This is a genomic window from Sutcliffiella halmapala (genome assembly GCF_002019665.1).
GTDB classification, from domain to species: Bacteria; Bacillota; Bacilli; order Bacillales; family Bacillaceae_I; genus Sutcliffiella_A; species Sutcliffiella_A halmapala.
This window is the reverse complement of record NZ_KV917375.1, coordinates 3,924,578-3,939,571: the sequence shown is the minus strand read 5'-3', so window position 1 is coordinate 3,939,571 and position 14,994 is coordinate 3,924,578. Positions and strand designations below refer to the sequence as shown.

General features: G+C 38.1%; 15 protein-coding genes. 10 read left to right on the top strand and 5 right to left on the bottom strand.

Translation table 11 applies throughout. The features are described 5' to 3' along the window. Positions 1–4 precede the first annotated feature (4 nt). The 7 genes from BK580_RS19405 to BK580_RS19375 all read left to right on the top strand — a co-directional run bounded on the left by BK580_RS19405 (position 5) and on the right by BK580_RS19375 (position 6,411). A complete protein-coding gene (locus BK580_RS19405; protein WP_078381924.1) occupies positions 5–1,132 on the top strand; it encodes a carbon-phosphorus lyase complex subunit PhnI in 1,128 nt (375 codons plus the stop codon). Between the two features lie 35 nt (positions 1,133–1,167). Beyond that, positions 1,168–2,016, top strand: a complete 849-nt coding sequence (locus BK580_RS19400; RefSeq protein WP_235864140.1) for an alpha-D-ribose 1-methylphosphonate 5-phosphate C-P-lyase PhnJ — start codon at positions 1,168–1,170, stop codon at positions 2,014–2,016. Beyond that, positions 2,013–2,873, top strand: a complete 861-nt coding sequence (locus BK580_RS19395; protein WP_235864074.1) for an ATP-binding cassette domain-containing protein — start codon at positions 2,013–2,015, stop codon at positions 2,871–2,873. Before BK580_RS19400 ends, BK580_RS19395 begins: the two co-directional genes overlap by 4 nt. A gap of 270 nt (positions 2,874–3,143) precedes the next feature. Continuing rightward, on the top strand, positions 3,144–4,334 hold the full coding sequence (locus BK580_RS19390) for an alpha-D-ribose 1-methylphosphonate 5-triphosphate diphosphatase (protein ID WP_078381922.1): 1,191 nt from the start codon (positions 3,144–3,146) through the stop codon (positions 4,332–4,334). A gap of 14 nt (positions 4,335–4,348) precedes the next feature. After that, positions 4,349–5,068: a phosphonate C-P lyase system protein PhnL gene (phnL, locus tag BK580_RS19385; protein WP_078381921.1), complete on the top strand. Its 720-nt coding sequence runs from the start codon at positions 4,349–4,351 to the stop codon at positions 5,066–5,068. A gap of 9 nt (positions 5,069–5,077) precedes the next feature. Then, the gene (locus BK580_RS19380) at positions 5,078–5,518 is read left to right on the top strand and encodes a GNAT family N-acetyltransferase (RefSeq protein WP_078381920.1); all 441 of its coding nucleotides are present in this window, start codon (positions 5,078–5,080) and stop codon (positions 5,516–5,518) included. After that, the gene (locus BK580_RS19375) at positions 5,515–6,411 is read left to right on the top strand and encodes a PHP domain-containing protein (RefSeq protein ID WP_078381919.1); all 897 of its coding nucleotides are present in this window, start codon (positions 5,515–5,517) and stop codon (positions 6,409–6,411) included. Before BK580_RS19380 ends, BK580_RS19375 begins: the two co-directional genes overlap by 4 nt. A 320-nt stretch (positions 6,412–6,731) precedes the next feature. On the opposite strand, the gene BK580_RS19370 is transcribed toward BK580_RS19375, so the two are convergent. The 4 genes from BK580_RS19370 to BK580_RS19355 all read right to left on the bottom strand — a co-directional run bounded on the left by BK580_RS19370 (position 6,732) and on the right by BK580_RS19355 (position 10,627). After that, positions 6,732–7,910: an IS256 family transposase gene (locus BK580_RS19370; RefSeq protein ID WP_078378567.1), complete on the bottom strand. Its 1,179-nt coding sequence runs from the start codon at positions 7,908–7,910 to the stop codon at positions 6,732–6,734. A 396-nt stretch (positions 7,911–8,306) separates the two neighbouring features. Further along, on the bottom strand, positions 8,307–9,662 hold the full coding sequence (locus BK580_RS19365) for a prepilin-type N-terminal cleavage/methylation domain-containing protein (protein WP_078381918.1): 1,356 nt from the start codon (positions 9,660–9,662) through the stop codon (positions 8,307–8,309). 57 nt (positions 9,663–9,719) lie between these two features. Next, positions 9,720–10,253: a Flp family type IVb pilin gene (locus BK580_RS19360; protein WP_078381917.1), complete on the bottom strand. Its 534-nt coding sequence runs from the start codon at positions 10,251–10,253 to the stop codon at positions 9,720–9,722. After that, the gene (locus BK580_RS19355) at positions 10,250–10,627 is read right to left on the bottom strand and encodes a type IV pilus modification PilV family protein (RefSeq protein ID WP_078381916.1); all 378 of its coding nucleotides are present in this window, start codon (positions 10,625–10,627) and stop codon (positions 10,250–10,252) included. Before BK580_RS19355 ends, BK580_RS19360 begins: the two co-directional genes overlap by 4 nt. 273 nt (positions 10,628–10,900) lie before the next feature. Between BK580_RS19355 and BK580_RS19350 the strand changes: the two genes are divergently transcribed. After that, entirely contained in the window at positions 10,901–11,971 is a 1,071-nt protein-coding gene (locus BK580_RS19350) for a Gfo/Idh/MocA family protein (protein WP_078381915.1), read from the top strand. Positions 11,972–12,099: 128 nt separating this feature from the next. Here BK580_RS19350 and BK580_RS19345 read toward each other — a convergent pair whose 3' ends face one another. Beyond that, positions 12,100–12,489 (bottom strand): hypothetical protein, encoded by a 390-nt coding sequence (locus BK580_RS19345; protein WP_078381914.1) that lies wholly within the window; start codon positions 12,487–12,489, stop codon positions 12,100–12,102. 192 nt (positions 12,490–12,681) lie between these two features. Between BK580_RS19345 and BK580_RS19340 the strand changes: the two genes are divergently transcribed. Together BK580_RS19340 and BK580_RS19335 are read left to right on the top strand one after the other, a co-directional pair. After that, positions 12,682–14,235 carry a histidine kinase N-terminal 7TM domain-containing diguanylate cyclase gene (locus tag BK580_RS19340; protein WP_078381913.1) on the top strand — a complete coding sequence of 518 codons (1,554 nt, stop codon included), beginning with the start codon at positions 12,682–12,684 and terminating at the stop codon, positions 14,233–14,235. A gap of 62 nt (positions 14,236–14,297) precedes the next feature. Next, the gene (locus BK580_RS19335; RefSeq protein ID WP_078381912.1) at positions 14,298–14,909 is read left to right on the top strand and encodes a hypothetical protein; all 612 of its coding nucleotides are present in this window, start codon (positions 14,298–14,300) and stop codon (positions 14,907–14,909) included. Positions 14,910–14,994: the final 85 nt, after the last annotated feature.

Below are 14,994 nucleotides of genomic sequence, written 5' to 3'. Positions count from 1 at the left end.
ATTAATGGGTTATGTAGCGGTTACTGGTGGTGAGCAGGCCATTGAAAAAGCAAATGAACTTGTTCAATGGTATCGATTAAAAGGATCTTCAGAAGAGCTCCACATAGAGCAAATAAAAAGGCAAATGCGTTTATTAATTGATCGGGTCATGGGAGAAGGTGGGCTTTATGCTCCAGATTATGCTGCTTTAGCTTTAAAACAATCAGAAGGAGATCCAGCAGAAGCAGCATTCTTACTTCGAGCATATCGGTCCACATTACCAAGAAATTATTACTCAACGGTAGTGGAGCCTAGTGAGATGCGTGTCATAAGAAGGATCTCCTCTTCTTTTAAAGATATCCCTAATGGGCAAATACTAGGTCCCACTTATGATTATACACATCGATTACTACGCTTTGATCTAAAAGAAGAAGGTAGCGAAGCCATTGCTAGATTCCTAGAAGAATTTGAACTGGAAATAGAAGTGGATGAAAGAGAATTGATCTTTCCAAAAGTCGCGGAGCTTTTGAAGGAGCAGGGGTTACTCGCAAATGGTTCAGAAGAAGAAGTAGAACCTGTGGATATTACACGTGATAAGCTGATTTTCCCAGCTTCACGTTCTGCTAGATTGCAAGTTCTAGCAAGAGGAGAAACCGGAGTGATGACATCACTCGCTTATAGTAGTATGCGGGGTTACGGGGCCGTTCACCCCACGATCGGAGAACTACGTGTAGGATACAGCGATGTTTATATATCCTATCCTTTTGCTGGTGATGATGAGGACACAATTTATATCGGAGAAATCATGCTAACGGAAGTAGAAACAATTAATTCCTTTACGCAAAATAATGAAGGCGAAGCTAAGTTCACACTCGGGTATGGACTGACCTTTGGACAAAACGAAGTCAAAGCCATTTCTATGTCCATCTTAGAGAGAAGCTTAGAAACGGAAGGAATGGCACCAACTCAAGATGAAGAATTCGTATTATTGCACATTGACAGTGTGGAAGCACATGGCTTCGTCTCTCATTTGAAATTACCACACTACATTACCTTCCAATCTATGTTAGACCGGATTCGAAAAACACAAGAAGAAGCAAAACAGGAAAAACAAACAGGGCCAAGGACAGCTACTACTTTTAGTTATGTCTAATCAATGAACAGAAAGGGTTGATGTATGTGCTTTCGATCGAATATCCATATAATTATGCTTTCTTAGATGAGGGTTCTAAAAGAGAAATACGTCGTTCTACTTTGAAGGCAGTTGCTATTCCAGGGTATCAAGTGCCATTTGCTTCACGGGAAATGCCAATCGGAAGAGGCTGGGGAACAGGTGGATTGCAAGTAACGCTATCTCTCATTGGTGAAACGGACTGCTTAAAGGTTATTGATCAAGGTTACGATGACAGTGTCAATGCGGTGAGTATCAAGAAGTTAGTTCAAAACTGTACAGGAATTGAAACAACCAATGACTCAGAAGAGGCGACGATTATCCAGACTCGTCACCGAATTCCTGAAACCCCTTTAAGAAAAGATCAAATTCTCGTGCTTCAAGTTCCATTACCTGAGCCACTTCGGAGAGTAGAGGCCATGGAAAAGCAGACGAAGCGCCTGCACGCAGAAATGGATTATAGCAGCATTTGGTTACGGCTTTATGAGGACATTGTTCACTGGGGAAAAATCACCATTGGGGCAGACTATCCAAGTCAAGTAAACGGTAGATATATCTTTAACCCAAGTCCTGTTCCCCGCTATGATTTATCAAAGCTTCATCAAGCAGAGGGCTTGTATCTTTTTGGAGCTGGAAGAGAAAAGAAAATCTATGCAATTCCACCTTATACAGATGTCGTTCCTTTACAATTTGAGGATTACCCTTTTGAAGTGGAAAGTTTTGAAGGATTGTCTTGTCGTTTATGTGGTAGTGATGATACGTATTTGGATGAAATCTATGATAGTGAAACAGGAACAAAATTTCATCAATGTTCGGATACCGGCTATTGTGAAAAAAGTCAACGGGAAAGGGGGAGCTTAGTATGAATATGGTATGTCACGATCAAGAACTCGAGCCGATTTTAAAGGTTCAAAACTTAAATAAGCGTTATGGTGAGGGATGTTCGCAGTGTGAAACTCCTGAAAGTCTAGCAGGAGAGGATAATCGTTGTCCTAATTGTGGCAGTGTTTGGGCGTGCATTAACGTCAATATGGAGCTTTATAAAGGAGAAATTATAGGGATCGTTGGGGAAAGTGGGTCAGGTAAAAGTTCACTTATGAAGAGCTTATATTTTGATGACGAGATTACATCTGGCTCAGCAATGATTTCTGTTTATAAAAACGGCGATGTTAATATTTTTACAGAATCAGCTCAGCAGAAACGATATATTCGCAATCACTTACTTGGCATGGTGTATCAAAATCCGTTACTCGGTTTAAGGATGTCTTTTTCAAGCGGAGGAAACATTGCTGAAAAATTAATTGCTTCTGGATCATTGCATGTCGGAAGTATTCGTATGCGTGCTGGTGAGCTTCTTGATCATGTAGAAATCCCACTAACACGGATGGACGAATTACCGAAAAATTTCAGTGGTGGAATGCAGCAACGAGTACAAATCTCCAAAGCCTTAGCGAATAACCCACCATTACTATTACTAGACGAAGTAACTACAGGACTCGACTTATCCGTACAAGCGCGAGTACTCGATTTAATTAGAAAAATCCAACGTGAATTGAATGTCGCAATGATTGTTGTCTCCCACGATTTAGGCGTCATTCGAATGCTAGCAGACCGAACAATGGTAATGAGATACGGAAAGGTTGTGGAGCACGGATTAACAGATCAAATACTAGAAGACCCACAACACCCATATACCCAACAGCTAGTGCATTCTTTATTATAAGCCTATCTTAAAACTTTTGACTCTCAAAAGTTTCCTTAATTCTCTAAGGAGAAGCGACGCTCCGTACAAACAAAATTCGCACCATGGATGATGAATAAGTGGAGCGTCAAGTATCCCCGACTCCCCTGTAGATTGTAGTGCAAGGCGTGAGACTCCCGAGGCCGCCCGCGGAAAGCGGACGCCTGGCACGGAAATCTACAGGGCGTTTAAAGGAGTCATCTTATATTTTCAGAGTAGCCTTATAAAAAATAGGAAGAGGTGGAGAAAGTGATGAAACGTAGAAAGCTTTTTAATGGGAAGATTGTCAAGCCAGACCGTGTAATTACAAACGGAACGGTAACTATTGAGGACGATTGCATCGTAAAAATTGAAGATTTTACCCCACATGATATCGGCCCAGATGATATCGATGCTTCAGGAAAATGGATTATCCCAGGGTTTGTTGACTCTCACAGTGATGCGATTGAAATGGAATTAGAACCGCGACCAAGCAGTACCTTTCCGATTGAAGTATCGTTTTATGAATTGGAAAAAAAGTTGGTGGGAGAAGGAATTACAACAATCTATCATTCTTTGTCTCTATTGGAAGAAAACGCTAATAAGTGGACCAGAAGAAATGCTAATGTCTTAACTGCCATCAAAAATATAAAAAAATTATCAAAGGGACAGCATCTCATTCGTCACAAAACTCATCTTCGTTATGAGATTACTAACTTGAGTGCCATAACGGATGTACACCAGCTCCTTTCATCCAAGGATATTGACCAGCTTTCTTTTATGGATCACACACCAGGTCAAGGACAGTTTCGTGATATGGAGGTCCATAAAAAGCTCCTCATGCAACACCGACATTACACAGAAGACCAAGCTGTATCGTTTATTGAAGAGAGTAAAACATTAACGAAATTAGGAGAATCCGATATTCGAGCACTAGCGCAACAAGCATTTGAACTCAATGTTCCAATTGCTTCCCACGACGATGATACTGTTGAAAAGCTACAAGTTGTAAAAGAGTGGAATACGACGATTAGTGAATTTCCAATTAATCTAGAGGTTGCTCAAAAAGCAAAAGAAATGGGCTTGTTCGTTGTCATGGGAGCACCGAATGCGCTACTAGGAAAATCTCATAGCAATAATTTATCAGCAATGGAAGCAATAGAACACGGTCTAGTTGATATATTGTGTTCAGATTATTATCCATCGTCCTTATTGTATACAGTGTTTAAATTATACAACCATGGAATGGCGATGAACGAAGCGATTAACATGGTTACCATCAATCCGGCTAAAGCGTTAAAAATTGAAGGTGAGGTAGGCTCCATTGAGGTAGGGAAGAGGGCAGATTTATTAATTATATCTGAAGAAGAGAAGCGTCCAATTCTTGAAACCGTCTTTGTAAATGGTCAACAGGTTTGCCAGATGAACTATCAACAGACATCAATTTTTAGTGAAGTTTATTAGGAGAGGTGAAAAAAATGAATGAACTTCTTATGGTGGAAAATCTAGAAAAATCATTTATGATGCATCACTTTAATGAAAAACAAATCGTAGGTTGTAAGGGGATTAGCTTTTCATTAAATCCAGGAGAATTTATCGGAATTACTGGGAAGAGTGGCGCTGGTAAGTCAACAATCTTAAAAAGCATTTACCGAACCTATTTGCCAACAGGTGGGAAAATGATGTATCACTCTGAGCAATTCGGGCTGATTGATTTAATTCAAGCAACGGAGAGAGAAATGCTTGCCATTCGGAATAAAGAGATTGGGTATGTCTCGCAATTTTTAAATGTGATGCCACGAGTAACTGCTATTGATGTAGTTGCGGAAGCATTATTTGAAATGGGTGTTGAAGATCAAGAAGCAGTTGAACAAGCTAAAAAGATCTTGCATCATTTTAAGCTGCCAGAAAAACTTTGGACATCCTTTCCGAGGACATTTAGTGGTGGAGAAAAGCTTCGTTTAAATTTAGCGCAAGCGATGATTAAACGCCCTAAGCTACTTTTGCTCGATGAACCGACAGCTTCACTTGATCATTCATCTAAGGAAGCGGTAAAAGAGATGATTGTAGAATTAAAAGAAAATGGTACGAGTATGATTGGAATCTTCCATGATATCGACTTTATGGAGACAGTGGTTGACCGTGAGTACCATTTACAGGATGGAAATTTATATGAGAAAGCAAATCTTTCTATTTAAGGAGAAAATATGTTCATTCGGGAGTTAAGGAAACAAGAGCTAACGATTTATTTAGAGCTTCTTAAAGAGCTTGATCGTGAAATGGTGTTTTCAATAAACGAAGCCGAGCAATTATTCGAACAAATTAAAGTCTATCCTTTTTATAAAATATTTGTACTAGAAGTGGACAAGCAAATCGCAGCGACGTTTACTTTAATCATTTGTGATAATTTTGGACACGGTGGATTGAAATTTGCTATTGTCGAAAATGTAGTTGTCCATCCTAGCTTTAAAAGGATGGGAATCGGAAAACAAATGATGGATATGGCAGCTGAAATAGCGACAGAAAATAACTGCTACAAGCTAATGTTATCAAGTAATGAAAAAAGAGAAGATGCTCATGCTTTTTATGATGCATTAGATTTTAAAAGGCATGGAGTCAGTTTCATGATGGAGTTGATAAAAAAATGATTGATTTACATTGTCATACGAAGATATCCGATAATTCTTTTACAATCGAAGAAGTCATTACTTTAGCAAAAGTGAATGGTGTTACACACTTAGCAATCACGGATCATGATACGACGCTTGGGTTAGATTATGCTATGTTACTGGGGAAGAAGCTGGGGATAGAAATCATCCCAGGAATTGAAATCTCTGCTTATGATTACAAGAGACAAACGCGTGCCCATATATTAGGCTATTTTGTGACACCTGGGCATCAAGCCATTTACCAACTATGTCAACCAATGATTGAGCGAAGGCAGCAAGCTTCCATCAATATGGTCATAAAAATCATGTCAGCCGGCTACGAGATTACGTGGGATGAAGTGGAACAATTTGCTCAAGGCGGAACAGGAGTCTACAAGCAGCATATTATGCACGCTCTTTTGGAAAAAGGCTACACCGACCGAATTTATGGCGATTTGTACAAAAAGCTGTTTTCAAGAGGAAGTGAGACAGAGCCAAAAGGTATCGCGTTTGAAGCGATTGAATATATCGATGTCTTTGATGCAATAAAAGCGATTCGAGCAGCTGGGGGAGTCCCAGTATTAGCTCATCCAGGTCAATTTAATAATTTTGAAGCAGTCCAAGACTGGGTGGAAGTAGGCTTAGAAGGAATTGAAGTAAAACATCCACTACACCAAGAGGCAGAAGAAAGAAAAGCGAGCAATCTCGCAAAAAAATACAACCTTGTCCAAACCGGTGGCTCCGATTTCCACGGCTTTTACGGGGAAAGAGAAACGAGGCTTGGGTCGAAAAGTATGGGGGAGGGGTGTTTAGAGATGTTGAAGAAACGAGTAATTCGTAATCGTACCCTCCAAACGTCTAAAGAGAAAATAGAGGGAACGATCAAGGCGTAATCGTACCCTCTAAACGCTAAAAAAGAAAATAGAGGGAACGATCGAGGCGTAATCGTGCCCTCTAAACGCTAAAAAAGAAAAAAGAGGGAACGATCGAGAGGTAATCGTGCCCTCTAAACGCCAAAAAAGAAAAAAGAGGGAACGATCGAGAGGTAATCGTGCCCTCTAAACGCAAAAAAAGAGTCAAGTCCATATTATTGTGTAAAAGTGTCAACAATGAGTTTCGACAAGACAATAAATAAGATTAGGTGAGCGATACGTATTTCGAATTTACATCGAGAGGTCAATTTGAAATTAGGCTTAACCACTATCTTTTAGGGTTAATTAGGCTTGATATCTTTTAGATAGGGGATGTTATGCTTATTCCAGTCTGCTTCTATATTCATTAAAACGGCTCCAATGATTCGATTGGCAGATTGTTCATTAGGGAAAATCTGAATGACTCGTTCTCTTCTACGTATTTCTCTGTTAACACGTTCTAACATGTTAGTGGTACGTAGGTTCTTATGGTGTTGAACTGGTTGTGAATGAAATTGAATAGCGTCCTCAAACCCATCCTCTAGTTTATTAATAGCTTTACTGAAGCCCTTTGTGTCTTGGTACTTTTCCACAAAACGGGCTTTCATCTCTCTTACAAGTTTGATATCCGAGTTCTGAAACATGTCTTTAAGCTCTTGTCGAGCTTCTGTTGTCTTTTTAGGGAGGGTGTCCATGATGTTCCTTAAGAAATGGACCACACATCTCTGCCAAGAGGTTCCTAAGAATGATGTTTGAATGGAAGAAACCAAACCAGCATGGGCATCAGAGATCACCATTTTAGGAGATTGAAGTCCTCTAGATTTTAGGTACTCAAAGAAATTAGACCAGCTTTCAGTGGATTCCGAGTGATTAACTTTCAAGCCAATGATTTCTCTATGCCCGTTTTGGTTCACCCCACAAGCAATATGAACACTTTTAGACACCACCTTTTGGTTTTCCCGAACCTTGATATATAGAGCGTCCACGTAAACATAAGGGTAGTAAAACGTGTTTAATGGACGGTTTCTCCATTCGTTGATGATAGGATCAAGTGTTTTGGTTAAATTGGAAACGAGAGATTTAGACACACTTTTCCCACACAGCTCTTCTACAATTTTCGTTACCTTTCGTGTAGAAACCCCATTTACCACCATTTCAATCATGGAAAGAATAAGAGCCTGTTCGCAGCGTGCATATTTTTGAAAGACAGTGGTAGAAAATTCCCCATCTCGTGTACGAGGAACTCTAAGTTTTAGAGAACCAGCTCCCGTAATCAACTCACGCTCATAATACCCATTCCGATAGGATCGGCGTTCTTCAGTTCTCTCATGAGAGAGTGCGTTGATGTACTCATCTCTTTCTTTTTCCATCAAAGAATTTAAAATAAGGGAAAGGGATGCTTTTACAGGTGATTCTAAAGCGCTTTTTTCGATTTTCTCTTTGAGATCTTCTAAATTTATAGTAATATTGATTTGGGTCATCATCATGTCCTCCGTGCGTGTAGTTTTCTTGGTCGAAAACATTGTAACACCACGGGTCATGATGGTGACCTTTCTATTTACACAATTATATGGACTTTATCCAAAAAAGAAAAAAGAGGGAACGATCGAGAGGTAATCGTGCCCTCTAAACGCCAAAAAATAAAAAAGAGGGAACGATGAAGAGGTAATCGTGCCCTCTAAACGCCAAAAAATAAAAAAGAGGGAACGATGAAGAGGTAATCGTGCCCTCTAAACGCTAAAAAAGAAAATAGAGGGAACAATCAAGGTGTAGTCTGTATAGGGACCATCTAAAGAGAGAAAGAAAATCCCAAGTAAATAATTTTTACTTGGGACGTAAAGGTAATGAAGTTGTGTTTGCGATTTTGTTCTTCAATATTAGTTTACTTGAAACGGGAAATCTTGGACATTTTTTATATAATGCTCAATATTTTTAAAGGTGACCGTAGAACCACCTCTAGTCACAAAGAATCCTTCTTTAGAGATAACTAGGCCTTCAAAAGATTCGCCATGGAAGGTGACCTTTCCATTAGGAGCAAATAGGACTCCTGTCATTCTTAAGTCACCACCTTCTACTTTTATATCTCCTTTACTTACTAGTGTTACATTATTAAAGGTATTTACATATTGTCCATTAATTGATGGACCAACATTTATGGTATTTCCATATAGTTTCATATTATTTTGTTTGAGTGTCTGAGAGTAACCATTTGCAGTAAACCATTGATCTGATTTTAATGGCGGTATTTCAAAATTCAACTTTTTTTCATTTGGAACTGTAGGTACATTGCTATCTTTAATCATTTTTTCTATGATTCCTCTATCAAAAGAAGATGGATAATTTAACGAACCTTTATAAAATACCCTTGAATTATTACTTAGGTTTGGAGTCCAATTTAAAGTAACGTCTCCTTGAACGTAAATATTCCCTCTTATATTTGCATCCTTAAGAAAGGTGTTCCTAGCTACATAAACATCCCCATATATATCTCGTGTACCACTTTTAAGGAGAAAATCACCATTTACATAAATAAAACCAGGGTTAGTATTAGACCCTAATCCTGCTGATCCATGCTCCAAATCAATATTACCATCTATGAATATATTAGAAACTTTACTAAACGCTCCTCCATTCAGTTGATTGGTAGAAAGATTCCCTAGAATAACCATCGTTGCATTAGGTCCAATCATATTCCCTCCTGCAAACTCTAGTTGCTTTCCATAAACAAACACATTCTCTGCTATCAAAAAATCATAAAAATTACCGGGTCCATCATCAATACTCGGCAACGTTACATTAATATCCTTACTAGCCATATTCAATTTTCCACCCGAGATTACCGTATCCACATCAAAACTATTATTTTGTTTATCGGTTAAAGTGAATTGCACGTTCAAATCGTCTGAGGACTTAAAGTCTGCACAGGGGTTCTCTTTTGAAATGGTAGCACTAGTGTCAGTGATAGTAAGCTCTTTAAATGAAATTTGGTCGTTAGTTAATAAGTTTTCGGAGCAAAAAGCATAATTAGGTTGCTGGTGTTGGTTTCTCAAGGTACTGACGATTAAATTTGCTTCTTGTCTTAAATTAACGTGGGACTGCGTTTTGTCCTTGTATTTTACTGTGGTGGTTAAGACACCAAAGGTTAAGCTTGTTAGAAAAGTAAGAATGGCCATTGTTACTAGTACTTCTAATAAAGTAACACCAGACTCATCCAACCATTTCTTTTTAATCATACTTGTTCACCTGCTTTAATATAGTTCCGAGGCGGGAGTGATAAAGTGATTCAATTTTTATGAACTGCTACTAGTAATATTGAAGTTCATCGGTGGCATCGGTAACTTTTCTTTCGTCGTTACTGTATCTCCACCATCAATCTTCGTGTAAATATCAAGTTCAAAGATTACTTGTCCGCCACTTTTATTAACGCGATAGGAAAGGGTGAATTGAGTGCCATTCGCACGAAATGGTGGTGGATTTGCTTGAAAGTTTCGTTTTCCAAGCTCCGTTTCAATATATTGAATAATCATTGTGTTGAAATAGCTTTCTTTTTGTGCTTCCGTCCAAGTATCCCAATTAGTTGGAGGTACCCAATCTTCTGGGAGCTTCCACATCTCTAATAGATCAGTAACTGTCCGTTCAAAGTAGTTTACACTCATCCCTACTAGGTTTTGATGTTGAACCTTCTCTTCCGATTTATTGAATTGTGTTGCACTTGATAGAATACTAGACATAATGGGAGGTATAAACAAACCAATAATCACAATGGTTAATAGAACAATTAACAGAGCGTATCCGCGTTCATTTTTCCAAAAGAACAATTTCATTCACCCTCCATATAACCATATATTTGTGTCGCCATTGAGGTTGAGTTATAGCTATTATCGGTATAAATTTCTACCCGTATTGGGAGGAGGTCTAGGTATCTTTGGTCAGGTAGTTCAATCACTTTAGAGTAATAAATCTTTCCATTTAGCTCGTGTTCTGTAAATTCTTCCTGAACTAATTTATATTCATTTAGTACTTTTTCCGCCAAATTTATCGTTGTTAGCTTGTCCTCTACTTTCAAGGAGTGTGACATCAGTTGGGAGAAGAATGTTAAGAGGCCTAGTATTACGATACTTAAAATAACAATGGAAGCGAGTAACTCTATTAATGTAACACCTTTTTCATTTGAAATTAGCTTCATTTTTCGCAACATTGACACCTCATCTATTCATTAAGCAGTGAATTATTCACTCCTACTTTATTCCTACAATGATATTATACTAGATATACGAGTAGTTCATATATTGATTTTTATTGGGAGAGAAAAACTTTTCGTACAAAAATAGATTTAAGCCTCGGATTGTTACAGTTACATATCTTTACAGGCAGGTATTTCTCAATCGATAGAGAATATGCTTAGTGGAGTAAAATGTCGAAATTCGGAATTACATGTTTTTATCCACTTTAAAGAAAAAGGAGTAAAACGATGAAAATAAAAGTCGGTATTATTGGAACAGGTTTTGGTGCGAAGGTTCATGCACCTATAATGAATAGTCACCCTGGGTTTGAAGTCGTTTCTATTGCGAGTGTTTCTAGAGGTAGAATGGACACGATTAAACAAGAGACGGGAATTGCAAACGTTTATGATAACTGGCAGGATATGCTGGAGAAGGAAGAGCTAGATTTAGTTTCCATAGTATCTGCTCCTAAGCTGCATCATGAAATGGTAGTGAAGGCATATGAAAGTGGAGTTCATGTATTGTGTGAAAAGCCAATGTCCTTTGACGCAGAGGAAGCAAAAGAGATGATAGCCGCTCGAGACAACGCGAAAAAGCTTGGTTGGATTAATTTTGAATTTAGGTTTTTGCCAGCTCGCCAAAAGATAAAGGAAATCATTTCTAGTGGTGTGTTAGGGGAAATCATGCATGTTTCCTACTCAACAAGTATGGCAGGTTATGAGCGGTCGATCTCGAGTAAGCGGGGCTGGCTTGGACAAAAGGAACAAGCGGGTGGAATGCTTGGAGCGATTGGTTCTCATATGTTCGATTCCCTACTTTGGTGGACGGAAGGTGAGGTTGAGTCTGTATCTGGGCAATTAACTACCCAAGTTCCAGAATTTATCGATGAAAATGGAGAGAAGGAAATTCGAACAGCGGATGATGCCTTCCAAGTAATGGGGACATTTGTGGGAGGTGGAACCTTCTCGGTTAGCTTTACAAGTGCGGTGCGTCATGCTGAGGGTTGGAAGTTGGAAATCCATGGGACAGAAGGAACATTAGTAATGTCACACGACAATAAAGTGCTGGTTGGAATAGGAAGTAATCCGTTGGAGCCGGTTGAGCTAATATCGGACCTTGAAACACCTGAAGAAATAAGTTCAATAGCAGCAAGTTATTATAATGCTTTCTACCGTTCGATTGACCAAATGTATAAGGAAATAGCAACCAATGAAATCAATCTTTCTTTACCTCTCTTTGAAGATGGACAACAAGTGCAAATAATACTTGATGCCATCAGACAGTCTCATGAAGAGGGAAGAAGAGTGAAAATCGGTTAGTTAGATAAATATGTAAAATAAGAGTGTGGTAATGCTTATTTGGACATGAAATACCGACTTTTTCAAGATCTCTAACAGGTTCTGTGCCCCAACTATGACGAATTAAAGTTGGGGTATAGGTCTGTCCTTTATTTTTCTTCCTTGTAAAACAATGTGATAAAGAAAAATACGACAAAGCTTAAAAGTAATGTTACCCCGCCACCGATATAAAAGATTAGTGAGATTCCCTCTGGAAGATTAAATGGGTTAACCATGTATAACCACATACCTGCTGATAAGCCAACAGACCCTATTATTGCACTCCAAACATGAATTCTAGTTAAAAGTGTTTGGGATGTTTGAAAAACCTTATAGAAAACTGCCCATGCAAAAAGGGTTAGCCAACCAACGACAAGAATATGTGCATGAACTGGACGAAATGCATAGGATCCGGCACCTGCCATATGTGCCCCCAAAATTGCTCCAATCACTCCAAAAGCACCTGCAAAGCGAAGCAGTATTTGACTATTTTTATTCATGCTGAAAATCCCCCTTCAATTATTAAGCATTTATTTATCGTATATTCCTCTATAATGTACATTCTGAATATGAACGGAAGATGAACTAATAATTACAAAAAAAGTTCCAAGTATTACTAATGGAAGTCCCCCATTTATTAATATATATGCTAAATTAAAGTAAAAAAGGTTATCCAAAAAGAGGGATAAAATGTGAATACGGAATTGACTGCTTATATTACTCTTGCTTGTACCTCAGGCGTAATTAATTTGTATTTATGCTTATACGTGTTTGTGAAGCGCTATAACTATACGAATATCGCAAATATTTTTATTGTTTATACGGCGTCCATTGCCATGTATTGTTTTGCTTCTGCTTTTGGTTTAATGGCTACGAATCTTGAGCAAGTGAAGTTATGGACGATCATTCAATATATTGGTTTACCGTTTTCTCCACCTTTGGGACTTTTATTTATCATGAAATATTTGGGGATAAAAATAACGAAAAAAACGTGGATTGCCTTTCTTACCATCCCCTTCATTAGTATGGTGATGGTTGCCACGAATGATTTGCATCACTTTCATTATCGAGTGTTTGAAGTCGATTCAGTTTTGGGAGCCCCTTACATACAGCAGGAGATTGGTATTTGGTATGTGATTCATGGCATTTTTACATTTTCCTGCATGTTTGTAGCATTTTTTCTAGTACTTTCTCGTTGGAGAGAAACAACAAAGATTTATCGAACTCAATTAATCTCATTAATGTTCGGTCAACTACTTCCGATGATTACAGCTTTCCTTTATTTAATCGGATACACCCCTCCAGGTGTCGATCCTGTACCTATGGTTCTCTGCTTTTCATCTCTTTTATACTTATGGGCCATTAGTTCATCACGTTTGTTTACGATTACGCCGATTGCGAAGGACTCAATATTTAATAGTATAAACGATGGTGTAATTGTGTTAGATGAATCCAATAGATTAATTGAATTTAACCAAGCGAGTAAGGGGATGTTCCCACCATTAACTAAATCCATGTTTGGGATGGACTTTGATAAGGTTTGGTTTGAACTATCAGGAGAATCATTTCCATCTAAATTAGAGATTGCTTTTCATCGGGAAATTAAACTTGAAACCAATAATTCAAAGCGTATTTATCAGGTACGTACTTCTTCGTTGCAGCAGGCTAATAATAGTAAAGGTTTATTAATTATTTTTACCGATATTACAGAGCTAAAGAGACTACAGGTAAAATTAGAGCATCAAGCCTATTATGATGAACTTACACAAATATTTAATCGTCGGGCATTTTTTCAGAAATGCGAGCAAGAATTAGCTGAGGCAAAAAAGTATTCATTACCGTTTACAGTCATTTTAATAGATATTGATTATTTCAAAAAAGTAAATGATACCTTTGGTCACGATGTTGGCGATCAGTTGCTTGTCCATGTAGTAAAGACTTGTCAAACACAGTTAAACGAGGAGATGCTATTTGCTCGATATGGTGGTGAAGAGTTTGTGCTTGCATGGAAGGGAAGCCCACTATCAGAGAGCGAATTATTAGCTAATCAGCTATGTAGGCATATAGAGACACAGCCTCTCATCACTACTGAGGGAGTTATCACTGTAACTATAAGCAGTGGAGTAGCGGTGGCAACAGAAGATTCGGAGGAAACACTCCATCAGCTATTGAATAAAGCTGATAAAGCTTTATATTCTGCAAAACGAGAAGGACGTAATCAAGTGCGAGTTTATGTAGGGGTGTAAGGAAGGGAATTGGGGGCATGAACCAGCTCCTTTTTTCCTATTTTGATTTATGGAGGTTTTTTATGAAAAGACACTATTTAATTTATACGATTTTAGGATTAAGTTTGTTGACTTTCCTAGTTTTATTTTCTATTTCTGAAAAGCAAAAACGGTCCTATGAAGAATATCTTTCTAGTGAACTCTCTAGTCAAATAGCAGATATTTCCCAAGCCACATTATATAACCTAGGGACCTTAAAAGATGTAATAGAAGAAGGAAGATTAACCGAAGCATCAGCTGGAGAACTTGAATACTGTTTCCATGATATAGCATATGTAACCCAAGATGTGAGTGGTATGGGGTTACAATTAGGCATATTAAAAGAAAGTCTTGATGAAGTAGTAAGTATTAATGCTGACTACGCAGAATTCTTTATGAAACTAAAATTTGATGGTGATGAGATAGTGTTAACGGAGGAACAAATCTCCACTTTGAAAATGATGGAAAAATTGATGCAAGAGTATGTGAAAGTAGTGAAGGAAACATTATTATATACGGGTGAAATCGGGGAGAATTATGTGTTGAGTGGGTTTTCAGACTACTACACCGCTGAAAAAGGAATTACCGATGATTACTGGATAAAATTACTTAAAGGATTTCAACGTGTTACTAATAGTAGTTATAGTCTCTACTAAATAGTTAGCTTCTACCTATGTTGATAGAAGCTACTAAAATGACAACCTCTCCATATTGAGCTATAATAATTAGCGTTGCAATACA

What these genes read in the sequence shown, in the direction of transcription:
- BK580_RS19365 (WP_078381918.1), bottom strand. Translation starts at nt 9,662, where the DNA reads ATGATTAAAAAGAAATGGTTGGATGAGTCTGGTGTTACTTTATTAGAA.
- BK580_RS19380 (WP_078381920.1), top strand. Translation starts at nt 5,078, where the DNA reads ATGTTCATTCGGGAGTTAAGGAAACAAGAGCTAACGATTTATTTAGAG.
- BK580_RS19390 (WP_078381922.1), top strand. Translation starts at nt 3,144, where the DNA reads ATGAAACGTAGAAAGCTTTTTAATGGGAAGATTGTCAAGCCAGACCGT.
- BK580_RS19345 (WP_078381914.1), bottom strand. Translation starts at nt 12,489, where the DNA reads ATGAATAAAAATAGTCAAATACTGCTTCGCTTTGCAGGTGCTTTTGGA.
- BK580_RS19370 (WP_078378567.1), bottom strand. Translation starts at nt 7,910, where the DNA reads ATGACCCAAATCAATATTACTATAAATTTAGAAGATCTCAAAGAGAAA.
- phnL (WP_078381921.1), top strand. Translation starts at nt 4,349, where the DNA reads ATGAATGAACTTCTTATGGTGGAAAATCTAGAAAAATCATTTATGATG.
- BK580_RS19335 (WP_078381912.1), top strand. Translation starts at nt 14,298, where the DNA reads ATGAAAAGACACTATTTAATTTATACGATTTTAGGATTAAGTTTGTTG.
- BK580_RS19355 (WP_078381916.1), bottom strand. Translation starts at nt 10,627, where the DNA reads ATGTTGCGAAAAATGAAGCTAATTTCAAATGAAAAAGGTGTTACATTA.
- BK580_RS19395 (WP_235864074.1), top strand. Translation starts at nt 2,013, where the DNA reads ATGAATATGGTATGTCACGATCAAGAACTCGAGCCGATTTTAAAGGTT.
- BK580_RS19375 (WP_078381919.1), top strand. Translation starts at nt 5,515, where the DNA reads ATGATTGATTTACATTGTCATACGAAGATATCCGATAATTCTTTTACA.
- BK580_RS19405 (WP_078381924.1), top strand. Translation starts at nt 5, where the DNA reads ATGGGTTATGTAGCGGTTACTGGTGGTGAGCAGGCCATTGAAAAAGCA.
- BK580_RS19360 (WP_078381917.1), bottom strand. Translation starts at nt 10,253, where the DNA reads ATGAAATTGTTCTTTTGGAAAAATGAACGCGGATACGCTCTGTTAATT.
- BK580_RS19350 (WP_078381915.1), top strand. Translation starts at nt 10,901, where the DNA reads ATGAAAATAAAAGTCGGTATTATTGGAACAGGTTTTGGTGCGAAGGTT.